The sequence below is a fragment of the Ruegeria sp. YKSF070 genome (assembly GCF_059612725.1).
The window spans coordinates 1-22314 of sequence record NZ_JBXWRD010000027.1; the positions used below are offsets into that span (position 1 = coordinate 1).

Sequence of the window (22314 nt, forward strand, 5' to 3'; positions counted from 1 at the left end):
CCCTTCCCGAACCCGGAAGTTAAGTGCCTCCGCGCCAATGGTACTCGGGCTAAAGCCCCGGGAGAGTAGGTCACCGCCAAACCTAATAAATACTCATCTCTCTAATGCGATAACAAAACAACCGGCGCGGGATGGAGCAGCCAGGTAGCTCGTCAGGCTCATAACCTGAAGGTCGTAGGTTCAAATCCTACTCCCGCAACCAACGATTTCTGCGAAAGCAGGTTATCCAAAGCCTCGGCCTCCGAAAGGAAGTCGGGGTTTTGCTTTCCGGCGGCAAATCGCAGGATCGCCCCCAGGTCGCCGCGAAGGACGATGGAGAGTTCGCCGTTCTCGGGCACGAGGCTGATTTCATCGACCAGTGATCGAAGCACGTCGACGGCGGCGCCACGATCTTCCTCGGATTGCAGGTTCTCGCAGAGCTTGGCGATCCGATCCTGATACATCCGTGCCATGTTCGGGTGCAGCAATGGCGGCGGCTCATCGGCATTGGCCAGGAGCTCGCTCAACTCCGCCTTCCTCGCCTCCAGCTTCTCAGCCTTGTCTTTGAGCTTGGCAGGCGGGAAGCCCTGAAGAATGGCGTCGACCATCTTGTCGAGCTCTCGGTCAACCTTCTCGAGTTCGCTCCTCCAGCCGGCCAGGTCGGCCCCGCGCTCGATCCGGAGCCGATTTACCTCGCGCGTGAACTCCGCACAGAATTCATTGAAGAGCTGCGGCGACATGAGATGCTTCCGAAGGCCATTCAAGATCGACGCCTCCAAGGCATCCCGACGGATGTTCAGACGGTTGTCGCATGTGCCCTTGTTCCGCGACGCTGCGCAGCCAAGCAGGTCTTTCGAGATCAGGGAGTACCCGCCACCACAGCAACCGCACTTTATGAGGCTGGCGAAAAGGTGCTTCGGCCGCCGTCTATCGTTCATAGGATTGCTTCCTGTCGGCGACGTATCAAACGACAGGCTCTTTTGCCTTATCTTCACCGCGTCCCAGAGATCTTGGTCCACAATCCGAAGGTCCGGGACCTCTTGGACAACCCACTCACTTTTCGGGTTCGGGCGGGAGACGCGCTTGCCGGTGTCAGGATCCTTCATGTATCGCAGACGGTTCCAGACCAGCCGCCCGATGTAGAGTTCATTGTTGAGAATGCCCGTCCCTCGTTTCGGGTTGCCGTGGATTGTCGACGGCCCCCACTCCTTTCCCTGCGGTCCCGAAATGCCCTCCCGATTCAAGGTCATTGCGATCGTCCGCGATGATTGTCCGGACAAGTAATCCCTGAAGATGCGCCGAACGACGTTTGCTTCGGCTGGGTTGATCTCCCGCTCGCCCCGATCGTCCGGATCGGCCGTACGAATGACATCATACCCATAACAAAGCCCACCACCGGAGCGACCCTTCTCGACGCGCCCGCGGAGACCGCGCCGGGTCTTGTCGGCTAGATCCTTTAGAAAGAGTGCGCCCATCGTGCCCTTGAGACCGATGTGCAATTCGCTGACCTCGCCTTCGGACAGCGTCACGATACTCACACCTGCAAAGCGCATCCGCTTGTAGAGCCCGGCGATGTCCTCCTGGTCCCGAGAGAGACGATCCAGCGACTCCGCGAGGATAACGTCGAAACGGCCCTTCAGCGCATCCGAGATCAGTTCCTGAACGCCGGGCCGTAGCAAGGACGCCCCGGAAATCGCACGATCCGTGTAGCTGTCGATGATCGTCCAGCCTTCCCGCTCCGCGCGTGCACGGCAGATGCGAAGCTGGTCCTCGATCGACGCATCACGTTGGTTGTCAGATGAATACCGAGCGTAAAGCGCTGCCTTCATGCGATAGCCCCCTTAATCGCGGAGGCGAGCCCGTGCATGCCGCCTGTTCTCTGTCTCAATGAACTCTCTCGCCGCCTGCCGCGCCAACAAGCGAACAAGGTTGACCAGTCGCGGATCATCGCCAGAAGGCGTGAGGCGCGCAATGGTGTTCTCAGCCGCCCCGCTTTCCCGAGATGAGTCCTGGGCGTCCATTGAGGCGTCAGCCCCCGGCCTGCTTTTCTGGTGCCTTTCCATAAGCACCAGCCTGCCAGAGGCTGGCACACGTACGAAGGAAAAAGCCTATGCATCATAGCGCGTTGAAGGTGGGGCGCGCGCATACTCGCGTAGCCTGGCGCATTGATGGCTGCTACAGCGTCGCGCAAATCGGCGGCCCGGAATCCGGAGATACTGCGCTGTTCTATGTGAATTCTCACCATTTCGGGGCCCTTAGCTGTGGCGGGGTCCGAAGACCGTTGCCTGAAAGAAGTCTGCCATAGGCTGCCCGAATCGCGCAACGCGGGTGTGCTTGCGGCGCGGGAAGCCGCCACTGGACCGGCGAAAGAGCAAGAGACTGGGAGGGGTGCCGTGACGGGTTGAGGGCTGGAGGAGAGGCCTCCGGCGCCCGTCGCGGAGGTTTTCCAATGAATACCGAGATTATCGATGCCGGTCGTGACACGAGCGGCGGCTACAAGGTGGATGTGTCGCGCGGCGAGAACGTGGACCGCGTGTCGTCCGAGTGGTTCGCGCGGCCGGATGACGAGCGGTATCTGTCGCTCGACGACCTTTTCGCCTCGGTCAAGGGCCGGGCGGAGCGAAGCCGGACGCGCACGGTGGAGAGCGCAGCGATCCGGGTCGAGGCGCATCGCGACGACCCGGAGAAGCTGGGCCTTGTCCTGCCGGGCGCGGACGAGCCAGTTGCGCCGACGCATTGGTCCTTCGGCCAGCTCTCGAGCCTCGTGGGCGCGCCCGCGGCCTATCTGCGGCAACTTCCCGCGCCGCTGGCGGGGATCAACCTGCAATACGGGCTGACGAACCACCGCGCCGAGCAGATCAAGACGATGGAAGTCGCGGATGGTCGGACGGAACTGCGTGCGGTGACCGGACCCGACTATGGCCGCATCTACGATCACGAACTGGTCTCTGCCGTTCAGCGCATCGCGGGCAATGGCACGGGCGACACGCGCTGGAAGGTGCCGGGCGTGCTCGACTGGTCGACGGGCATCTACAATCCGCGCGTGGACGTCACGAAGGAGACGACGACGCTCTACGCCTCCGACCGCGACGTCTTCCTGTTCCTCGTCGATGACCTCAATCCGATCGAGGCGGGGCTGCTGCCCGATGGCTCGCCCGACCTCTACTTCCGGGGGTTCTATTGCTGGAACTCCGAGGTGGGGGCCAAGACGCTCGGCATCGCCAGCTTCTACCTGCGCGCGGTCTGTCAGAACCGCAACCTCTGGGGCGTCGAGGACTTCCAGGAGATCACCATCCGGCATTCGAAATACGCCGCCTCCCGCTTCGCTCACGAGGCTGCGCCTGCGCTAAGCCGCTTCGCCGAGTCCTCGCCCGCACCCTTCATCGACGGCATTCGCGCGGCGCGGGACAAGATCGTCGCGCGGTCGGACGAGGACCGTCAAGACTTCCTGCGCAAGCGCGGATTCTCAAAGGCGGAAACGAGGCGGATCGTCGAGACGGTCCTGGCCGAGGAAGGCCGCCCGCCCGAGAGCGTCTTCGACTTCGTGCAGGGCATCACTGCGGTGGCCCGGTCCAAGCCGCAGCAGGATGCGCGGCTGGTGATGGAGGGCAAGGCGAAAGCGTTGTTGGAGGGGGCCGGTTAGCGCAGTTTCTGCGCTGAAGTAGTGCAGAAGCCTTCGCAGGCGTTGATTGAACCGCATTTTTCGGGCCAGAACGCGCGGGTTTGATTCAAGCTACATGGTTGTCTCGATGGTAGACGAGCGTCAGAGGATACTCTATGGGATCCTAGGGTGTACGATAGTTCGCCTCGGCTTCACCAGGTCTGACGAAAAGCTACAATGGCAATTTTTCTTTCTCTTTTGGGGATATTTCTATTCCTCATCACAAAAAAATTCATGTTTCAGGCTGATAGAGGCAAGGCCCTTTACGCAGGTTTTCTTGAGGTTCCTGTTGATGCAAACCTCGTCGGGTTCATGCTTGGGATTGCGACGATATCTCAGTTACAAAGCCCCAATGAGCACGCATCAACTACAATTGTTGGGTCCATAATATTGATGAACCTGTCCATCATCGTATGGAAGTACTCTTGCTCACTAATGAGTGACCGGGATTCGGAGGTTTACATCGCGAGTCCGAAGAAGCTTTTCTGGCTTACACTTCTAAACATCGCACTAGCACTTGGAGCTATTGCGCTCCCCATCTTTGTATTGGGAGCTAGGCCTTGAACCCTTTAGAATACCTGTCCGAGTTCTCCAATGTCATCCTCGCGATGTCGGTCGCCATGGGGGTCGTTTACGCGATCTTCATAGGTGTTCGCATTCTACGTCAGATAGAAAGAAATAGCGAACTCACCCGAGCAGTTCGCGAACGGGAGTTCCATTCTCGATACGATGATGACCGTCTATCTCTGGAGCGCCAAATCGCTGACTTGAACATTCGTTTGACGCGATCACTTGAAAGATTTGAAGATGTCAATCACCTACTGATTGACGGTCAAAAACGTGTCCGCCTATTTTCCGGCAGTGCAATAGACCCCAATAGTTTTCTGGAGAGCCTTTCGATTGACTCCAATGAGCTTGAGATGGACCGCAATCTGGTTTTTGTTCTCACTCCCTTTCATCCAAGTGAGCAGCGAACCTATTCGGCAATTGTAGAAGGGCTATCTGAGTTTGGAATTAGGGTTGTTCGGGGTGATGAAGAGTCTTCGCGTGGCGACATACTTTCACACATAATCCGGCAAATGCTACGAGCGCGTATCGTTATCGCAAACGTAAATACTCGCAACCCAAATGTCATGTACGAGTTGGGCATCGCGCATGCGCTTGGGAAAGATGTGGTCATGATTTCCAACTCCGACGCGGAAATGCCGTTTGACGTGAACTCACGACGCATCCTTTTCTACACGGATCACAAAGAACTGGTAGAGAAGCTTCGGCGAGAGTTGGCGCGCAAGGTCTTTGACAAGGCGTAAATTGCTAGCGCAACCAAAGGAAATTTCCGCTTAGAGTAAGAGGGGTGCCGGGTTTTCCGTGACGGGTTTGGAGGTCGGGAGAAAGGCTCCCGGCTGGCCCGTCGCGGAGATATCCCGATGACCAAGCAAGCGAAGATCACCCTCAGCGCCTCGCGCGACATTCCCTTCAACAAGCTGACGCTCAGCCAGTCGAACGTGCGCCACGTCAAGGCGGGCGTGTCGATTGAGGAGCTGGCCGAGGACATCGCGCGGCGGACGCTGCTCAGCTCCATCACCGTGCGGCCCGTGCTGGACGACAGCGGTGCCGAGACCGGTATGTACACGATCCCCGCCGGCGGGCGGCGGTTCCGGGCGCTCGAGCTACTCGTCAAGCAAAAGCGTATGAACAAGACAGCACTTGTCCCCTGCATCGTCCGCACAGACGGGCTCGCCGAGGAGGACAGCCTCGCCGAGAATATCCAGCGCGCACCCCTGCATCCGCTCGACCAGTTCCGCGCCTTCCAGGCGATGCGCGAGAAGGGCCGCACAGAGGAGGAGATCGCAGCGGCCTTCTTCGTCTCGGCCAGCGTGGTCAAGCAGCGGCTGAAGCTCGCCGCGGTCGCGCCGTCGCTGCTCGACGCCTATGCCGAGGAGGAGATGACGCTCGACCAGCTCATGGCCTTCACGGTCAACCCGAATCACGCGCGGCAGGAGCAGGTCTGGGAGGCATTGCAGCGGCACTATTCGCGAGCGCCTCATGAGATCCGCCGCATGCTGACCGAGGGTGCGGTGCGGGCTTCGGACAAGCGGGCGCAGTTCGTAGGGCTCGACGATTACATCGAGGCCGGGGGCGAGATCCTGCGCGACCTGTTCCAGCAGGACGACGGCGGCTGGTTGCAGGATGCCGCCCTGCTCGACGTCATGGTGCGCGAGAAACTGGCCGAAGAGGCCGAAGCGATCCGTGCCGAGGGCTGGAAATGGGTCGAGGTCGACACCGAGTTCCCCTATGGCCACACCTTCGGGATGCGCCGGATTCATGGCGAAGCGGTGCCGATGAGCGACGAGGAAGCCGCCAGCTACCAGGCGCTGAAGGCCGAATACGACGCGCTCGAGGCCGAGCATGCGGAAGCCGATGAATTGCCCGACGACATCGATGCCCGGTTGGGCGAGATCGAGGAGGCGATGGAGGCACTCGAGGCGCGCCCCATCCGGTTCGAGGCGGAAGACCTCGCGCTGGCCGGGGCCTTCGCCAGCATCGACAGTTCAGGGCGGCTGCGTGTCGAACGCGGCTACGTGCGGCCCGAAGACGAGCCGGTCGAGGAGGTGGAGGACGTGGTCGACATCACGTCTGACCCAGCACCGATCGACGAAACCGACGACGCCGTTGTGCCCACCACGGACGAGGAGGAAGAGGATGACGGCCTCAAACCGCTCTCCGACCGCCTCGTGATTGAACTGACGGCTCATCGAACATTGGCTCTGCGCAATGCGCTGGCCCAGGACCCGCAGGTCGCCTTCCTCGCCGCCCTTCACGCCATGGTCCTGCGCCTCTTCTATCGCTACGCGGTCGACAGCTGCGTCGAGATCGAACCGCGCAATGCGGGGTTCGGATCGCAGGTGCCGGGTCTCGGCGACACGGCCTATGCGCAGGCCATCGACCAGCGCCACGAGACCTGGGCGCGGAACCTGCCGAATGCATCCGAGGACCTCTGGGAGGCGCTGACCGAATTCGACAGCTGTAGCCGCGAAGCGCTCTTCGCCCATTGCGTGGCGATGAGCGTGAATGCCGTACACGACCCCTACCAGCGCCGCCCGCGCGCCATCGCGCATGCGGATGTGCTGGCCGGGACTGTCGGGCTCGACATGGTGAAGGCGGGCTGGACGACGACCGGTGACAGCTACCTCGGCCGCGTGACCAAGGCGCGCATCCTGGAAGCCGTGCGCGAGGCGAAAGGCGAAGACGCCGCTGACCGGATCACCGGGCTGAAGAAGGCTGAGATGGTGACGGCCGCCGAGGAGCTGCTCGTGGGCACCGGCTGGCTGCCCGAACCCCTGCGCACGCCGCTGCTGCAGGAAGAGGATGCCCCGGAGATCGAGCTGGTCGACGAGGCGGACCGCTCCGACGATGACCCTTCGGAAAACGATCCCGACAGCAGCGAAGCGCAATCGGCGGAAGACGGCGGCGAACCGGCTATCGGAGACTCCGACCCAATGGAGGAAGATGATCCCGTCGCCGGTGACGCCTTCGCCAGGACAGCCGCCGAGTGACCTACGAGCAGCACAGGACCTTCCCCCAAGGTCCAAAGTCAGGGGCCCGTCAGTCATGGCGGGCCCCTGATTGCGTCCAACCCTATTGGAGACCGCCATGACGAGCCCCGCCACCGAGCTTTCGCGCCAGCTTTCCCAGAACGCCGAAACGGTGTGCCGGCACTATCTGTCGAACGGCCGGAAGCAGGGTCATTACTGGCTGGTGGGAGACGTTAATAACACACCGGGCCGATCCATGTTCGTTCGGCTGTCCGGGCCACTGTCCGGCAACCGTGCCGCTGGAAAATGGACCGACGCAGCCACGGGGCAGCATGGCGACCTGCTCGATGTCATCCGTGAAAGCTGCGGCTTGGTCGACTTCAAGGACGTTGCCGATGAGGCCCGACGCTTCCTGAGCCTGCCCTTACCTGATCCAACCCGACAGCATTCTCCACATTCACAGCCACCAGCTGCCACCGGATCTCAGGAGGCGGCACGACGCCTGTTTGCAATGGGTGTACCGATCCGCGGCACTCCGGTAGAAACCTATCTGCGCAGGCGTGGCATAGGAGCGTTTGACCAAATGCCAAGCCTGCGGTTCCATCCCGCCTGCTTCTATCGGCCCGACGGCGGCGGGCCGGTCGCGCGGCTTCCGGCCATGCTCGCTGCCATCACTGATCTCGAGGACCGGCAGACCGGGACCCACCGCACGTGGCTGCGCTCGGACGGGAGCGCCAAGGCTGATATCGACACACCACGGCGTGCGATGGGCGCTTTGCTTGGCAACGGGGTGCGGTTCGGCGCGCCCGGTGACGTGCTCATCGCGGGCGAGGGGATCGAAACGGTTCTTTCCGTGCGCTCGGCCCTGCCTGAGTTGCCCGCCGTCGCGGCGCTTTCATCGGGACACCTGGCCGCCATCCGGTTTCCCGCTGGCCTGCGGCGGCTCTACGTGTTGCGCGACCGTGACCCTGCAGGCGCGGCGGCGAGGGATCGACTTGCGGCGCGCGCAGCCGAGGCCGGGATCGAGGCGCTGACCCTCACGCCGCGACTTGGCGACTTCAACGACGATCTCCAGCGCTACGGTCTGGCAGCCTTGCAAGCGCGGTTGCGGCTTCATCTCCACGCCGAGGATGCCTCTCGTTCCGTGCCGGTGTGACGGGGCGGCAATCGGGCTGGCGCTGCACGGCTCATAGCATCGTTTTCGCAGGGGCATCCCGCGCGCGGGTCCCATCCACGGGAAAGGCCGGCGCGCACGGCCTTCTGAGAGGGCAGGAGGCCCACAATCGGGACGGCCCGGCAATGGCCGCGCTCCGGCTATTTTCCGCCGCGCCCCGTTGGGGCGCTTTGCATCGCGAGGCAAAATAGCCGGGCTTGACCATCAAGGCCCTCGCGAAGGGCTCGGGCTGCCCGGCCGCCCCGTCCATGGGCGCGTTCCTGCCACGAAGGCCGCGTGTGGCGCGCGGCTCCCCCGAGGAAGGAACCCGCAGATGACCCTCGATCCCGAAACCGATGCCCACGAGCCGCATCACAGCACGTCCTCGACCGCCCATATCCTGACCGAACTCCAGCTCTACGGCTGGCGCCCGTACGAAGATGAACCCGACCCGCGTGCCTTGCCCGAGGGCAGCCAGATCGCCGGTGCCGTCACCGATATCCTCGACGCCCTTGTCGCGACGCTGGGTGATACGCGCCTCGAGCCTGATCTCGATGAACTGCTCTGGGGCGCGGTCAACCTCTTCCACCGAGCGCTGGCCCGGGCCGAACGGCAACTCGACGACAACGAACAGGCGCAGCGCCGCCTGCAACTGGAACAGGACGGCTCCGAGGTCAAATCCCTCGAACTCGAACGCCTCGTGGCCGAGGGGCAGAGCATGGTCGAACGGCGCACCGCGCTGGAACTCTTTCGCGACCTCGCCGCCGAGGGCTTCGAGCATCACCTCGGCAAGCCCTGGTATCCCCGGACCGGCTCGCGCGTCAGCCATCGCAACCTGACCGCCGCGATGATCGACAGCCGGGATTTCCTCGCCGCCCGCCGCCGGGCCGAGGCGCAGCTGCTTCTGCCCGAAGGCCCCAAGGTGGCCGTGACCGGCGGGGCGGATTTCAACGATCACCGCCTGATCTGGGCGCGGCTCGACAAGGTCCATGCCAAGCACCGGGATATGGTGCTGCTCCACGGCGGGTCACCCAAGGGCGCGGAACTCATCGCGTCCCGCTGGGCCGATCACCGCAAGGTGCCGCAGGTCGCCTTCAGGCCCGACTGGATCAAACACGGCCGTTCGGCCCCGTTCAAGCGCAACGACGCGATGCTGGATGTCCTGCCGATCGGTGTGCTCGTCTTTCCCGGCACCGGGATCCAGGAGAACCTCGCAGATAAGGCCCGCAAGCTAGGCATTCCGATCTTGAAGCACGAGGGCGGCGCGTGAGCGCTGCTATCTCCTCGAAATGCAAATCATGCGGCCACTGCGTCAGACCGGACGTTCATGCCCATCGCAGCAAACTGCCGGTTCGAGCCCAAAGCTACCGGTGCTGCACGTCGCACTAAATTCCGGTTTAGGTTGTCACCAAAAGCCGTCGATAACATAAACCTACGATAAACAGAAACATAAGCCCATAACACAACCTCGATCTGAGTGGCCTCATCTGACGGGTCCAATGTCCAATTCTTACCGTCGGGACGGCAAAGTTCTTATGGTTGTGGGTGGCGCGGCTTTTTCGATCAAGGTTGAAAGTCAGGCTACCATATAGCAACCTGCCAATACCACGACAGCTTTCGGAGCACGTGGAGGACTTGAGCAAGGCGGATTTTAGAATGCTAACATGTGCGATCGTGGCGTCGTCCATAGTAATTTTTGGACCGAAAGATGTGATCATTCTGCCAAAGGATGAATTGGTCCACATTGAGCTAGAGGTCGGCCAAGTCATTGTTAACGGTGTAATCATGCAAAACGTCGACTCTTCGGTCGTGGTCGACGTCGTTTCAAAATGTGAGTCGAAGGACTGAATGAATGAAGACCAGTGTGACCAGCCCCATCAAAATCATCTTGGCATCTTTGGCAGGCTTTTTCCCGTGGCAAGGCGGTGAGGCCCAAGAACTGGCCTCTGAATTGAGAGCGCTGCAACCCATTGAAATCGCGTATCCAAGTTATGGGGTTGAGGTGGGTTCTGGGTGGGATGCCTTACTGGGTCGGAAAACGAATTCTACTTGCGTTCAGTTCATCGAAATCGATTTACAGAAGACGGCCTTCAGCCACAACAACCGAGTGATCAGAAACTCTTATGAACTGAGCAGGTCCAGCTTTGCCAGCCTGTCAGGTTCGGTGGATTGGGGCTTTATTGATGCCTCTGTTTCCGGCTCTTATGATCGGTCCGAGAGCATTAAACGCGACTCTGCAAACATACTCTCTCAGTTTACCTTTGAAGTTGGAAGCACCCAAGCAGCAAACGTAAGAACCCTCCAATCCGATGAAGATTTGCGTCTGTCGGAACGAGAATTGCTGGGCATTAATCGAGGCACGCTGCTTGGTTTTACTCCCGAAATTCAAGCGCTTTTGAATGATGACAGCCTCACGGAAACCCAACGCAGGGTCCTGTTTCGGCAAGCCTGCGGTACGGGGTATGTCGCCAGTGTAAGACGTGGTGCACGAATTTCGGTTATGGCTACGCGCGACGTGTCAAATACAGAAGAAAAGCAAAGGATTGAGGCGTCTGCCAGCGCGAGCGGTTGGGGCGTATCGTTCTCTGGAAAATTCATCGATACTGAACAGGCAACGACACGGGATCAGCGTGCTCAAATCAGGATCCTACAGGAAGGCGGATCTGAACTGATTAAGTTTGATAAAGATTTCAATCCCGAAACGTTTTCGCAATCTATTGATGTGTCCACTGTGTACACAAACCCAAGTGCCTTTTCGGCCACCGTTTTTCCCTACACATCTGTGGCGGGTGCCCCCTATGATCTGGTCGGAACAACGTTCCCGATGGCTGATTATTCCAGGCTTTATTTCTTTTTGAATGACCTTCTGGGCATGTACAATGAGGCTGCGCGTGACATTTATCTGACCCAGTATGACTCCACTGCGAAACCGGAAGAATTCGCCTATTCGAACCTGTCGATTGCATCTGTGGGTGGGGAAAATGAGGTGTTGGCAAACCGAGACAACATCAGGCGTACAATACGAGCGCTTCTGACAGCGCTAGAGGATTGTTATTATGAGGAAGCTGATTTCGCGGAAGGCACTTGTTCGATCGAAACCAGCCTAGACCAAGCCAAAACAGAGTTTGCGTTTGGATCTAGAGAGCAGCGTCTCAAGGAGCTTGCGGGCCAAAAATTTGCAGATGAAGCAGAGTTTACGAATATGACTTCGAGGCTCAGGCTGTCGCCAGACGCAGCCAACAGTTTAGCGCCAGATTTCGGGCTGTCTTTCCTGTTTGCAACGGCAAACCAAACGGCGCAAGAAGCGCAGTTTGATCCGGCCACAAAGACTTTCAAAATGGTTGCGACATCATCACCTGCCCTAAATACGAACCTGACACCCCTAGGGGAGTTGGCAAGACAGCTTTTTCGGTATGCCGTTGCGTTGCCCGTGCGAAATGCCGATTTGAATGTGAGTGTTATGAGCAAGCATCTCGACATTCCAGCGCATGAACTCTGGTCCAAAGATGAAAACAAGCCCATCGTCCAGCGGTATATCCGCGACAGGATTTTCTTTCTGCGACTTTATCCTATGCGCGAAGAGCTTTGTCAGGTCGGAGCGGGTGTTGAAATCTGCCTGGACGATGTAGAACTCCACGCGATGCTAGCATCGCTGTCCCTGGATCTGGATGCAAAGCTATTTCCAACAGAGCCGGAAAAACCACCAGTTACAACGCCTCCGAAGCCACGCCCGCCTGTGTATTATGAAAACTGCGGTCCCGGCACAATTTACTACTGTAAGTAAATGCAGTGTTTTCGAACTGTATTCTCGTTTTGCGTTTTTACGATCTGCGCAAGTTCTGTCTACGCCGCGTCGGTCTGTTCGCGAGGTGCGAAAGTCGTCGATCCGTTTCGGCTATTCGAAACCTATGATCAAAGCCCTTTCATCAAGGGCCCGTCAAAGTTTCCGGAAAGGCAGTTTTTCACGACACAAACCGCGTCGCTTGGAGGGGGACGATTTTACTCTTGTGCTGTTTTACTCGGTCCGGAGGCAGCTAATGCCCTGAACAGTGTTACCGATGGTGACACGGACAATTTGCACCGGTCGTTGGGCAAGTTGGTGGGCACCAAAACTGTCGGTGATAAGATGTCCCGGTCGGTAGTGTCCTTTCTTTCCTTTAGCCGAAATTCCGAAGCTGAGACGGTGGGTATTGCGATTGTTAAAGGGGCTGGTGGGCTGGCGGTCGGTGCAATCGGGGGCTCCTTGTTTGGCGGGGTCTTCCTTTTGGTCGAGGTTGCGGCCGTCATTGGAGAAGCTGTGCTTGTTTCTGAAATCAAGAAAACAAAGCGAAACAAGGCTGTGCCAAAAGCAGTGATCAAGGAACTCTTTTCAAAGACGGGTGGACATGTAGAACGGCGCCTGCGTGTCGTCGAAAGGGGTGGAAACCGGTATTTGAATGAAGTTGCGTTGCTTCGCGTCACGATAAACGGGGTCACCTATCGGTATGTTCTTTTTGAAGTGGCGTACATGTTGGTTGCAACGTAACGGAGGTCCTTCGTTGGCAGCCGCTCAAGGTGATTGATCCGGGGCACTCCACACCTGACAAGCAGCAGCTGGCTACCGCACATCATCAATAAGTTTCCGGTACTTTCCTAGGGTCTACCGCACAAACCAGTGCCGGATTGCAACGCTCCCTGCTGGACTCCAAAACCGCGAAACGTCAATCGTGTTTCCTTAAGCGGACAGCGGTGCGAGCGCAGCGAAATGGCGCTTTGTCCGCACTGCCGTCCTTGGCTGGAACATGCGCGAAGGTCCGCTTCTGTATGATGCTCGGCTTGGGAAACCCATGACCTTGAGGCATAATCCAATCAGCAGAACCGGCGAAGCAGCATAGTCGCAGGCGGTGCGCACATTCGGGCAGCCTGTTGTGATCCCCAAAGTCACCGACCTATGGAGGCGTCCATGTCGCTTGTTCTTCTTGCCATCTCTCTGTCCATCGCCCTCGGCGTACTGGCCTTTCGCTTCGCGGTCTTCGCGCTGCCGGTCATGGCCGGGATCGCCGCGTTCCTGCAGGTTCATGGTGGCGGTGCCGCTTTCGGCCTGTCCTTCCTTGCTGGCCTGGCGGGAGCGGCGGTCTCCGTCGCGCTCGTGATCGCTATTCTCGGCTTTGCTCGGAACCCGTTCCTCCGCCTCGGGGCGCTCGGTCTCTTTGCGGTGCCCGCCGCCGTGGCGGGTTACGCGCTGGCCCATGGCGTCGCGAAACATGCGCTCGAGCCGGGTGTCATGCTGACGTTGATCTGCAGTGGCTGCGGCGCGGTCGTCGCGGTTGCGGCGATGGTCAACCTCAATGCCTTGGGCGAGGGGCTTCTCGACCCTTAGCCCTTGGTTGCGGCCGTCCCTCGTCAGTTGATCGTAGGCGCGGTGGAAATCCGCGCTTCGACGGTTCTTGGCTGATCGCAGGCCAAAGCCCGGATCATCCCTGTCTTCTCGCATGACCATGGACCAACCGGGCCGATGCCTGTGAGTGTGGTGAATGGCGCCTGACGTGCTCTGTTCTGCCTGCGGTTTCTGGCCGTCGGACACGGCGCAGCTGTGGCACGCGACGGTGGGTGCGTGAGGCTGATTGCCGATGGGCGCGTGATCTGGGGGCCAAGTTGCCCTTCGCGAGAAAGATTGTTCGGCACTGCGTCCCCTTTGGCGCTCCCCCGAGAGGACCTGTCCCTCCTCCTGATTGATCCCCTAAGCCCGTCCGTCCAAGGCCAGCAACCCCGCGCGGCGGGACCCGTGTTGGCGTGTTCCACGCCTGCCCGCGCCACGTCCCGCCTTGGGGGTCGAGCGGACACCGGGGGCGTCCGTGCAGGCCACGTCCAGCGGTCTTTGACGGGCCTCATCGGAGGGACGGTCCCTCCGGATGAAGCAACGGAGACATACCATGCAGAACATCGTCATCCTCGCCGGCAACATCGGCCAGACCCCCGAGACCCGCACCACCCAGGGCGGCACATCGATCACAACCCTCACCCTTGCCACCTCCCGCCCGCGCTATTCCGAAGGCCGGGTCGTCCGCGACGAGAACGGCTACCGCGTCCAGGACACAGAATGGCACCGCATCACCTGCTTCAACGGCCTCGGCAAGACGGTCCAGCAGTATTGCGAGAAGGGGATGAAGCTCTTGGTCCGCGGTCGCATCCACTACACCAAGTGGACCGACGCCGCGGGTGTCGATCGCTACGGCTGCGAGATCATCGCCGAGACGGTCGACTTCCTGACCAAGGCCAAGCAGGCCGAGGAAGAGGAGCCCTCCTTCATCGACGATGAGGACGACCAGTCCTGACTCGGCAACGAAGCCCGGCGGCGCGAGCCGCCGGGCTTCTCCGATGGCACTGCCGGACGCCGATCACAATTCGTATCATTCGGCGATATCCCGCCGCGCCCAGCGGCTGGATGGGCACTGAGTCGCACGCAGGTCGCCTTCCTCGCGATCCAGTGCCCGAAACGGCCACTGACCGCGATGATCACTGGCAAGCCCCCGGAAATGCGACTAAAATAGTCGTAGTTCTGGCATGTGTGAATGGCCGGGTGGGAGGTGATCATCATGATCACCGCCCGACAATCACGGGCCGCGCGCGCATTGCTGGGATGGACGCAGCAGGAGCTAGCCGATAAGGCCCTGGTATCACTGACCGCACTGAAGAGGCTCGAATCCGAGAAGGATCTTCGTGTGTACGAGTCGACTGAGGATCAGGTGCGCCGGGTGTTCGAGGATGCAGGGATCACGTTTCTGCATTCGGACAAGGGTGAAGGCGTCTTGATCGATGTGACCAAGGCGAAAAAGGCCAAGTGATCGTAATCGGTTGATGCGGGTATCGGTGGCGCGCCTGCACGGAAAGGCAACATCGGGAGGGGGGTCGTTCCTGCGATCCTGTAGGCAAATGGCACAGGGCGAGACGACATTTCTGGATGCTCCGCCGGACAGCGACACGCTGACCGACTACGACCATGCCCATATGGTTCTCTACCTCCGCATTTTCGACGCTGCCGAGGAAGGAGCCGATTGGCAGGAAGTGGTCGAAGTCCTGTTTGGACTCGATCCGAAGCATGATCCCGATCGCTGCAGGAATGTCTATGATAGTCACCTCGCGCGGGCCCGCTGGATGACCGAGCGCGGCTATCGCGATCTGCTTCGGCAGCGGGGCGACGGCCCGAACGGCTGAGTCACGCCGAAACCCGCTCATGTCGGGTGGGCCGGACTCCCGAAGATCAATCAAAACGTGTAAAATCAGGTCGTTTCTGAGAAGTTGACGAACGGGATTTGTCATGCCGTCGGAACGCTCCGGCTGGCGTTCCTCGGCAGAGTACGACTACGTCGAAGACCTGAGCGCGTCCGATATTGCCTGGGAATGGCTGCGCCGCAACAAGCGCTATGCGAAGGACTATGCGACCCTTTCCAAGGCCGCACCCGACGACGCGTCTCTGAAAGCAGCGCTCCTCGACAAATGGGGGTTGCGATTTCGCGGCCGATCCCAACCTCCCTGCTCCAAAGGCCTGCGTACTCTGGGCCCCCCGGATCGATCACTCGGTGGTCGTGCTGCAGAGGGTTCCGGAGGTCCTGAGCGGCGAGGTGGAACCGACGATCCTGCCTGAAGGGACAGTCAAATACGCCCATGACGGCCTCCACCATCTTCTTGGCGCCGGAGGGCAACGTCGCCTGCAGGTTCTGCAATCGGATTCCGAGCACGATGCGCTTGTGGCGATCGTCCCTCTCGATCAGGATGGCTTTGCTCGTCTCGACGCCGTCTTTCGCTTGCTTGCGCAGCTTCACGGCAGAGTGGTTCCTGCCGACAAACGCCTCACCCGTCAGAAGCGACTGCGTGCCAAACGCATGTTGCAGGCATATGATGGACGGCGCGCCGGAGCATCATATCGCGAGATAGCTGAGATGGTCTTTCAGCGAGAGCGGTTCGCCCGGGACGATTGGCAAAGCGCTCCGGAGCGTTTCGTCGTTATGAGGCTGTTATCAGAAGCCGAAAGCATGGTCGACGGTGGCTACTTGAGACTTTTAAAGCCGTCGCTGCAGCGTTAAGCGCTACCGCTACCTCTGAGCCGGAAACCGGTTTTGGCGCCATCGAAAAGGGTGTGCAAGTCATTGTCCGTGCGATTCAAAGTCGAATAGATCGGGGGTCTTGTCATCTCTTTGCCGACTAAGCCTTTCGCCGAGGTGCAAGCAGGGATGCTTGATCTTTGTGAGTCCTCTCTTCCCTTCAAAATGGGCGCTCCCGCCGTTGGGCATTCGCACCGTGATTACTTCGGTACCGCACATAGGGCATTGGTGACGAAAGCTCCGACGCTTCTTCTCGTCTGGCGAATGCTGCAGTACCCAGCTTGCACGAACTGCAGTGGTCCTGCCGTCCGGCAGCCGCCGTGTATGTGAGCGTCTTGGGATCCAGCGGTGACCAGTCAGACAAGCCCTCTTTCTTCCACGCTACTCCCAGAGATCCCTTTTCTGACATAGAAGCCGTTGGGGATCGCCTCCTGGACGAGCGGTACATGCGAAATCAGCCCCACGGCACGGTTCTGTCGGACGATGGAGTTGAGAACCTGGAGTACCTGGTCGAGCGTGCCGGACCCATTTTCGGTGTCGAGGCTTCCAAATCCTTCGTCGATAAAAATCGTGTCAAGCCGCACCTTGCCGCTCGCGCTTTCGACCACGTCGGCAAGACCGAGTGCGAGAGCGAGCGCGGCAATGAACGTCTCACCACCTGAGAGGGTGCTCGTGGCGCGCGATTTCCCGGTGTGCGCGTCAAACACCTGTGTTCCAAGGCCTCGTTTACCTCGCCCTCCATTCTCCATCTCGCGCTCAAGACTATACTGATAGTTTGTCATTGGGCCGAAGCGTAAGTTTGCCGCTTCCAGAATCTGATCGAACATCGTGCCTATCGCGAATGTCTCCAGGGTCAGTCTTTGCGAGTTCTGCCCGTTCACCAGCGCAGCTAGTCCGCGCAGCGGGCCTGATGCCGCTTCGGCTTCGTCAAGCTTGCGCAGCGTCTCTTCCATCCCCTTTCTAAGCCGATCCAAATGATCGACACGGGTCTGGGCGGCGACACGTTCTTCGGTCGCCTTACCGAGTGCCTCAGCAAGGGACTGGTGCGTTTCCCGCAGCGCTTTGATGTCAAGCCGGGACATGCCTTCAATCGCAGAGGCAGCATCTGCGGCTGCATCAGACGCACTTTTGTGCTCGCGCCGGTATGTCTCGACGGTTTCCCTATCCTCATTGAGAGTTTCGACGGCCGGCTTAAGAGACTGAAACGCCTCTGCTGTGAGGCCAGCTCCAGCCAGTCTCGTTCGGAAGACCGCAACCGACTTTTGATGGCGCGCCTTACAGTCCACAAGCGCCTTATCCGCGCCTTCAAGATCCTTAGCCGCGCCGAGTGCCTGTTCGCGCGCGGAGTTCAGCGCCTTTTCCGCGGCAGTCCGCGCCACCTGAAGCGTCTCCAGAGATCCGGTCACCTTCTTCAGTGTGGCCGCGAGCGCCGGAACATCGCGCAGGTTCTCTGGCACCTCGGCGAGCCTGCCATCGCGCGCCGCTTTGGCCTCAGTTGCCTTGTTCCGCCGCTCATTGAAGCAGTCCCGCAACTCATCGCGTTTCCGCTCCAATTCCTCGATCTGAAGTGCCAGTTCCTCGATCCCGGTCTCCGCGGCAAGAATGTCGACCCTGGGCCCAAGCGCTGCGAGTGCGTCGTCTTCACGACCGATCTGCGCCGCGATGACGGCTGCACGCTCCTCTGGCGGTTCAAGGGTGGACAAGCGTTTCTGTCGCTCCTCGAGCGTCGCTTGCACCCCGACCAGTGCTTCGCCAGCTTTCCGGGCATCGCGATCGGCGGCCAGCCATGCTTCTCGTGACTCTCGGAATGCCTTGTCCAGGCCGGCACTACCGATCTCGCCAGTCGCCGGCGCAGGATGTTCGGTTGCGCCGCAGACCGGACATGGCGACCCTGCTTCCAATCTCGTCGCAAGGTGAAGCGCCTGTGCGGCAGCTAGATCCCGTTCGGCCGTCTCATAATCATCTCGCGCCTTCTCGGCCTTTCCGGCCGCAGCTTCCGACGTCCGCAGTTGTTCTTCGACAGCGGCCTGAGCCGTTGCAACATCCTGCAAAGCGCCCTCGTAGGACTTGGCGGCCAGATGCCGTTTGTCGAGCTCTGCGTGCCGACCCGCGATCTCGGCGCGCTTCTCCTCCGTTTCGCGCGCAGCTTTTAGCTCTGCGCTTTTCGAGGTGCGCTTCTCCTGCAGTTCGGTCAGTTGTGCCTTTGCTGCCTGAAAAGCGTTGTCGGCGTCCAGCTGCTCTTTCAGCGCGGTTTCGACTTCCTGATTGCTATCGGCCGCTGCCTCGAGGATTCGACCATACCTCTCCAGTTCATCACTTCTCCGGCGCAGGGTTTCGACCTCATCGGCACGATCGTCCTCGCGCCGGAGCGCCTCTGCCGCCTTTTCTGCTTCTCTGGAAGCAAGCTCGCTGGCCTCGTCAGCCTTCTTGCGCGCGCCCTCGGCTTCACCAACCTCACGTTCGGCATCCCTCACTCGTTCCTCGACATCGATCAGACCGCGCGCGCGCTCGGCTTGTCGGACCTGCTCAGAAAGCGTCTCGACATCGCCCTTCTGCGCCTCAAGTGCGCGAAGCCGTTCGTTCATCTTTTCGGCCGTCGCGAATTTTTCTTCGATCGCCTCCGCCTGACGCACTGCTTTCTCGGCAGCTTCCGCCGTCGCCTTCCCGGTTTCTTCGTTCGCGCGTAGCTCTGCGCATTTCCCAGTTGCGGCTTCGATGCCCGAAATCAGTGCATCAGTGCTTTCGAACCCTTCTGCCGCGAGTTGCCTGATGCAGAGCGCACGTTCCTCTCGCACCTGCCGTTCAGCCTCATCGGCTGCTGACTTGAGATCGGCCATGAGCTTCTCGTATAGCGAGACATCGAAGAGTTCTCGCAGGATTTCGAGGCGCTCTTTCGTCTTGGCCGAAAGGAACTTCTCGAAGCGCCCTTGCGGCAGGAGGACGATCTGGCGAAATTGCTCGGAGCCATATCCAAGCATCTCGACGACGGCCGCGTCGACGTCGCGCACCTTCTTTTCTGCCACGATCTTGCCCCGCGCCGCGTCTGTAATGTTGTCTAACGACATTCCGGTCGCATCGAACAGGTAAGCTTCGTGTGCGCTCCGCGTCTCGCCTTCACCGCGTGCCTTGGGTCGCATCTGGTCGGGCCGGCGAAGCACAACAAATCGCCGCTCACCAATGTCGAACACGAACTCCGCCTCGGTCATTATATCCGGATCGGCGTGATCCGAGCGCAACGAAGGAGCGTCTTGCTCTGCCTTCGCCGCTTCTCCAAAGAGCGCAAAGGTCATCGCGCTGAAGATGGTCGATTTACCTGATCCTGTTTGTCCGTAGATGCCGAAAAGACCCGCCTCGACGGCATCCCGAAAGTCGATAACCACCCGACCTGGATAGGGACCGAACGCCTGAAGTGTTAGCCGAACCGGTCTCATTGGACATCCTCCGTCTCACGCAGGCGACCGAGTGCCGACGCTACGACCTCCAGTTCCTTCTCTGAGAACCCTTCGTCCCGCACATGTTCAACGAAGTTGCCAATGACTTCGACAGGGTTCGCGACCACTAGGGCACGTCCCGTTAAGGACTTTACTTCTGGCGCCTGTTCATCCCGCTCGTAGATAAGTTCACAGGCGTTCGGGAACACGTCGCGGATGCGCTTCATTCCATCGATCACAGGCGCATCATCGGTAAGCACGGCTTTGATAAAATCGTCAGATCTGTCTGCGAGGAGAAGTTCTGCGTGACGTCCCTTCAAGACGCGCACTTGGCGAATGGGTGTGAAAGGAATGCTCTCAATCGTGGTTTGCCCGACTGCATCGATCTCGACGAGGCTCATCGACTTCTGGCAGTCAGATTCATCAAACCCGAAAGCTAATGGCGATCCCGAGTACCGGATATGAGGGGCACCAACCGATTGCGGCCGGTGCAGATGGCCAAGAGCCACATAGTGGGCACCCTCGAACACGGCCGAACTGACGGTCTCGATGCCGCCGACCCTAGTGAGAGGTCGTTCACTTTCGCTGCTCGAAGCCCCGGCTACGAAAGCATGCGAAACGACGACCCAACGCGTACCATTGGGAATGTTACGCCGTCCGCAAGCCACCTGAGCCGCGAGAACGTCCTCGGGAGTGTGGAGAGCTTCGTCGGAAAAACATTCACGGGCGGCATACTCGTAGGCGAAGGGCAACCCTGTGAACGCCACAGGTCCGTGGGCGTCCGTAAGTAACAGCGGCTTCTCGTCCGCACTGATAGCCCCACGTATCAAAGCGCGTCGTGTGTCTGTCATGATCGCCATGGACGCGATTCGATCACCCGAGTCGTGATTGCCGGCGATCATTACCACGGCCGCCTCGGTCTCCGAGGCAACGCGCGCCAAGAACCCATTGAACTGACGCACGGCAGACGTCGGCGGGGCAGCCCGGTCAAAAATATCTCCTGCAATTACAAGAACGTCAACGTCGCGGGAGGTGATCGCCGAAACGATCTGATCGAGTATTGCTCCGTGATCGGCATCGAGAGGAATCCCGTTGAACTGACGCCCGAGATGGAGGTCGGCGGTGTGAAGAATCCTCATGGCAATAATCCGTATATTTTTTATTCGTATATTTTCTAGATGGACATACAGGCGAGAGTCAAGGTAGGGATGCGCACATGAAGCTTGACGACCTCAAACATGCGCAGAGAGAGCGCCTGATCTTTCTGGACCGCTGCCTGACTTGGCGGGGTATGGCAAACCGCAAGGATCTGATCGACCGCTTCGGTATTTCGACCGCGCAGGCAGCGCTGGACTTTCGTGTCTATCTCGGTCTCGCGCACAGTACACCGCCGACCTATGATCCGGTGCGAAAGACCTATATTGCTGCGATCGAACACGAGCCTTTAGCACCATCCGGCCTGACCGAAGCCCTCGATATCCTGACGAGCGATGATGAAAATACGCCGCCTTCCGCGTTGCCACGACCGGAACGCAAGGCAGATCGGAGGACTATCGCGCTGCTTCACCAGGCAAGCAGGTCGGGGAAAGCCCTCCACGTACGGTACACGTCGATGTCGTCCGGTGCCGACGAAGGGCAGTGGATTGCGCCGACCCGCTTCACGTCCGATGGTGAAAGCGTGCACTTGCGTGCCCACAGTTTCAAGCACGGTGAATATCGGAACTACCTCCCGATCCGCATCGATCCTGACAGCTCCTTCGAGGAGAAAGTCATAGACAAGCCTCTGCCGGAGGACGTGGATTGGAATACTCGAGCAATCATCTGGCTGCGACCAAAGACAGGACTTTCAGATGAGCAAGCAAAGGTCGTCAGACGTGAATTCGGCTTTGAAGGCGAATGGCTTCGAGTCGAAACCAGAAAAGCGCTGGAGTTCTTTTTTGATCGTCGGTGGGGACTTGGAACTCAAGAAGCACGATTGGAACGTGCAAAAACCGAGTACGCTCCCATAGCAGAGACTTAAGGGCATAATCGAGAACGCTGCCCAAGCCTCGGCAAGTGCGATTTCGACCCTGCGTTCTTCGCACTCCATCCCATCTGTCGCACTTCGCCATCGTGGCCCCAATCAGCCGCCTTTGTCCGGCGGCCCCACGGACCCCACGGAGGCTTTCCATGCAACCCGATCACGCTCCCCTGCCGCCACGCTATCTGCGGACCAAGGAGGCCGCGCAGTTCCTCAGTCTATCCGCGCGCACCCTCGAAAAGCACCGGACCTACGGCACCGGTCCGGCCTATCACAAGCTCGGTGGGCGGGTGGTTTATTCGATCGAGGATCTGGAAGCTTGGGTCCAGCGCGGTTCCGTGACTTCGACGTCCGATCCGCGCGGAGGCCGCGTGCTGCCCGCAAAGCGTCACGTGCTGACCGCGACCCCGCCCGCGGGCCGGGCCTTCCGCTGATCCGGTCGAGGCAGCTCCA

19 protein-coding genes, 1 tRNA gene and 1 rRNA gene are annotated in these 22314 nt (G+C 59.8%); 18 read left to right on the plus strand and 3 right to left on the minus strand.

Translation table 11 applies throughout. From position 1 onward, the window contains the following. A 5S ribosomal RNA gene (gene rrf, locus AC2FL1_RS13955) occupies nucleotides 1–82 on the plus strand; the annotation flags it as partial. Nucleotides 83–125: 43 nt separating this feature from the next. Beyond that, nucleotides 126–202, plus strand: a tRNA-Met gene (locus AC2FL1_RS13960). Here AC2FL1_RS13960 and AC2FL1_RS13965 read toward each other — a convergent pair. Beyond that, entirely contained in the window at nucleotides 159–1808 is a 1650-nt protein-coding gene (locus tag AC2FL1_RS13965) for a recombinase family protein (protein ID WP_496877390.1), read from the minus strand. The two genes, AC2FL1_RS13960 and AC2FL1_RS13965, sit on opposite strands and share 44 nt — an antisense overlap. A 620-nt stretch (nucleotides 1809–2428) precedes the next feature. Between AC2FL1_RS13965 and AC2FL1_RS13970 the strand changes: the two genes are divergently transcribed. The 14 genes from AC2FL1_RS13970 to AC2FL1_RS14035 all read left to right on the plus strand — a co-directional run bounded on the left by AC2FL1_RS13970 (nucleotide 2429) and on the right by AC2FL1_RS14035 (nucleotide 16392). Next, nucleotides 2429–3622, plus strand: a complete 1194-nt coding sequence (locus tag AC2FL1_RS13970; RefSeq protein ID WP_496877336.1) for a DUF932 domain-containing protein — start codon at nucleotides 2429–2431, stop codon at nucleotides 3620–3622. A 195-nt stretch (nucleotides 3623–3817) separates the two neighbouring features. Beyond that, nucleotides 3818–4204, plus strand: a complete 387-nt coding sequence (locus AC2FL1_RS13975; RefSeq protein WP_496877337.1) for a hypothetical protein — start codon at nucleotides 3818–3820, stop codon at nucleotides 4202–4204. Further along, the gene (locus tag AC2FL1_RS13980; protein ID WP_496877338.1) at nucleotides 4201–4950 is read left to right on the plus strand and encodes a hypothetical protein; all 750 of its coding nucleotides are present in this window, start codon (nucleotides 4201–4203) and stop codon (nucleotides 4948–4950) included. Before AC2FL1_RS13975 ends, AC2FL1_RS13980 begins: the two co-directional genes overlap by 4 nt. Before the next feature lie 117 nt (nucleotides 4951–5067). Further along, nucleotides 5068–7197: a ParB/RepB/Spo0J family partition protein gene (locus tag AC2FL1_RS13985; protein WP_496877339.1), complete on the plus strand. Its 2130-nt coding sequence runs from the start codon at nucleotides 5068–5070 to the stop codon at nucleotides 7195–7197. A 97-nt stretch (nucleotides 7198–7294) separates the two neighbouring features. Further along, nucleotides 7295–8332 carry a DUF7146 domain-containing protein gene (locus tag AC2FL1_RS13990; RefSeq protein WP_496877340.1) on the plus strand — a complete coding sequence of 346 codons (1038 nt, stop codon included), beginning with the start codon at nucleotides 7295–7297 and terminating at the stop codon, nucleotides 8330–8332. A gap of 331 nt (nucleotides 8333–8663) precedes the next feature. Then, the gene (locus AC2FL1_RS13995) at nucleotides 8664–9599 is read left to right on the plus strand and encodes a DUF2493 domain-containing protein (protein ID WP_496877341.1); all 936 of its coding nucleotides are present in this window, start codon (nucleotides 8664–8666) and stop codon (nucleotides 9597–9599) included. Nucleotides 9600–10181: 582 nt separating this feature from the next. After that, nucleotides 10182–12113: a hypothetical protein gene (locus AC2FL1_RS14000; protein WP_496877342.1), complete on the plus strand. Its 1932-nt coding sequence runs from the start codon at nucleotides 10182–10184 to the stop codon at nucleotides 12111–12113. Between the two features lie 342 nt (nucleotides 12114–12455). After that, complete coding sequence (locus tag AC2FL1_RS14005) at nucleotides 12456–12854, plus strand: hypothetical protein (RefSeq protein ID WP_496877343.1); 399 nt, start codon at nucleotides 12456–12458, stop codon at nucleotides 12852–12854. 417 nt (nucleotides 12855–13271) lie between these two features. Continuing rightward, nucleotides 13272–13688: a hypothetical protein gene (locus tag AC2FL1_RS14010; protein WP_496877344.1), complete on the plus strand. Its 417-nt coding sequence runs from the start codon at nucleotides 13272–13274 to the stop codon at nucleotides 13686–13688. A gap of 553 nt (nucleotides 13689–14241) precedes the next feature. Further along, the gene (locus tag AC2FL1_RS14015; RefSeq protein ID WP_496877345.1) at nucleotides 14242–14643 is read left to right on the plus strand and encodes a single-stranded DNA-binding protein; all 402 of its coding nucleotides are present in this window, start codon (nucleotides 14242–14244) and stop codon (nucleotides 14641–14643) included. 261 nt (nucleotides 14644–14904) lie between these two features. Beyond that, nucleotides 14905–15153 (plus strand): helix-turn-helix domain-containing protein, encoded by a 249-nt coding sequence (locus AC2FL1_RS14020; protein WP_038076360.1) that lies wholly within the window; start codon nucleotides 14905–14907, stop codon nucleotides 15151–15153. An 88-nt stretch (nucleotides 15154–15241) separates the two neighbouring features. After that, nucleotides 15242–15523: a DNA -binding domain-containing protein gene (locus AC2FL1_RS14025; RefSeq protein WP_496877346.1), complete on the plus strand. Its 282-nt coding sequence runs from the start codon at nucleotides 15242–15244 to the stop codon at nucleotides 15521–15523. Nucleotides 15524–15626: 103 nt separating this feature from the next. Continuing rightward, nucleotides 15627–15953 (plus strand): transcriptional regulator domain-containing protein, encoded by a 327-nt coding sequence (locus AC2FL1_RS14030; protein ID WP_496877347.1) that lies wholly within the window; start codon nucleotides 15627–15629, stop codon nucleotides 15951–15953. Then, a complete protein-coding gene (locus AC2FL1_RS14035; protein ID WP_496877348.1) occupies nucleotides 15931–16392 on the plus strand; it encodes a DUF2285 domain-containing protein in 462 nt (153 codons plus the stop codon). Before AC2FL1_RS14030 ends, AC2FL1_RS14035 begins: the two co-directional genes overlap by 23 nt. Nucleotides 16393–16766: 374 nt before the next feature. Here AC2FL1_RS14035 and AC2FL1_RS14040 read toward each other — a convergent pair whose 3' ends face one another. After that, nucleotides 16767–19841, minus strand: coding sequence for an AAA family ATPase (locus AC2FL1_RS14040; protein WP_496877349.1), 3075 nt, complete (start codon nucleotides 19839–19841; stop codon nucleotides 16767–16769). Beyond that, nucleotides 19838–20980 carry an exonuclease SbcCD subunit D gene (locus tag AC2FL1_RS14045; protein WP_496877350.1) on the minus strand — a complete coding sequence of 381 codons (1143 nt, stop codon included), beginning with the start codon at nucleotides 20978–20980 and terminating at the stop codon, nucleotides 19838–19840. The genes AC2FL1_RS14040 and AC2FL1_RS14045 overlap by 4 nt, the downstream gene beginning before the upstream one ends. Nucleotides 20981–21057: 77 nt before the next feature. On the opposite strand from AC2FL1_RS14045, the gene AC2FL1_RS14050 reads away from it, so the two are divergent. Continuing rightward, a complete protein-coding gene (locus AC2FL1_RS14050; protein WP_496877351.1) occupies nucleotides 21058–21861 on the plus strand; it encodes a BrxR family transcriptional regulator in 804 nt (267 codons plus the stop codon). Nucleotides 21862–22010: 149 nt separating this feature from the next. Beyond that, a complete protein-coding gene (locus AC2FL1_RS14055) occupies nucleotides 22011–22295 on the plus strand; it encodes a helix-turn-helix transcriptional regulator (protein WP_496877352.1) in 285 nt (94 codons plus the stop codon). The last annotated feature ends 19 nt before the right edge of the window (nucleotides 22296–22314 follow it).

Bases quoted from the DNA above. Each gene is read 5' to 3' on its own strand.
- AC2FL1_RS13965 (WP_496877390.1), bottom strand. From the start codon at position 1,808: ATGAAGGCAGCGCTTTACGCTCGGTATTCATCTGACAACCAACGTGAT.
- AC2FL1_RS13970 (WP_496877336.1), top strand. From the start codon at position 2,429: ATGAATACCGAGATTATCGATGCCGGTCGTGACACGAGCGGCGGCTAC.
- AC2FL1_RS13975 (WP_496877337.1), top strand. From the start codon at position 3,818: ATGGCAATTTTTCTTTCTCTTTTGGGGATATTTCTATTCCTCATCACA.
- AC2FL1_RS13985 (WP_496877339.1), top strand. From the start codon at position 5,068: ATGACCAAGCAAGCGAAGATCACCCTCAGCGCCTCGCGCGACATTCCC.
- AC2FL1_RS13990 (WP_496877340.1), top strand. From the start codon at position 7,295: ATGACGAGCCCCGCCACCGAGCTTTCGCGCCAGCTTTCCCAGAACGCC.
- AC2FL1_RS13995 (WP_496877341.1), top strand. From the start codon at position 8,664: ATGACCCTCGATCCCGAAACCGATGCCCACGAGCCGCATCACAGCACG.
- AC2FL1_RS14000 (WP_496877342.1), top strand. From the start codon at position 10,182: ATGAAGACCAGTGTGACCAGCCCCATCAAAATCATCTTGGCATCTTTG.
- AC2FL1_RS14005 (WP_496877343.1), top strand. From the start codon at position 12,456: ATGTCCCGGTCGGTAGTGTCCTTTCTTTCCTTTAGCCGAAATTCCGAA.
- AC2FL1_RS14010 (WP_496877344.1), top strand. From the start codon at position 13,272: ATGTCGCTTGTTCTTCTTGCCATCTCTCTGTCCATCGCCCTCGGCGTA.
- AC2FL1_RS14015 (WP_496877345.1), top strand. From the start codon at position 14,242: ATGCAGAACATCGTCATCCTCGCCGGCAACATCGGCCAGACCCCCGAG.
- AC2FL1_RS14020 (WP_038076360.1), top strand. From the start codon at position 14,905: ATGATCACCGCCCGACAATCACGGGCCGCGCGCGCATTGCTGGGATGG.
- AC2FL1_RS14025 (WP_496877346.1), top strand. From the start codon at position 15,242: ATGGCACAGGGCGAGACGACATTTCTGGATGCTCCGCCGGACAGCGAC.
- AC2FL1_RS14030 (WP_496877347.1), top strand. From the start codon at position 15,627: ATGCCGTCGGAACGCTCCGGCTGGCGTTCCTCGGCAGAGTACGACTAC.
- AC2FL1_RS14040 (WP_496877349.1), bottom strand. From the start codon at position 19,841: ATGAGACCGGTTCGGCTAACACTTCAGGCGTTCGGTCCCTATCCAGGT.
- AC2FL1_RS14045 (WP_496877350.1), bottom strand. From the start codon at position 20,980: ATGAGGATTCTTCACACCGCCGACCTCCATCTCGGGCGTCAGTTCAAC.
- AC2FL1_RS14050 (WP_496877351.1), top strand. From the start codon at position 21,058: ATGAAGCTTGACGACCTCAAACATGCGCAGAGAGAGCGCCTGATCTTT.
- AC2FL1_RS14055 (WP_496877352.1), top strand. From the start codon at position 22,011: ATGCAACCCGATCACGCTCCCCTGCCGCCACGCTATCTGCGGACCAAG.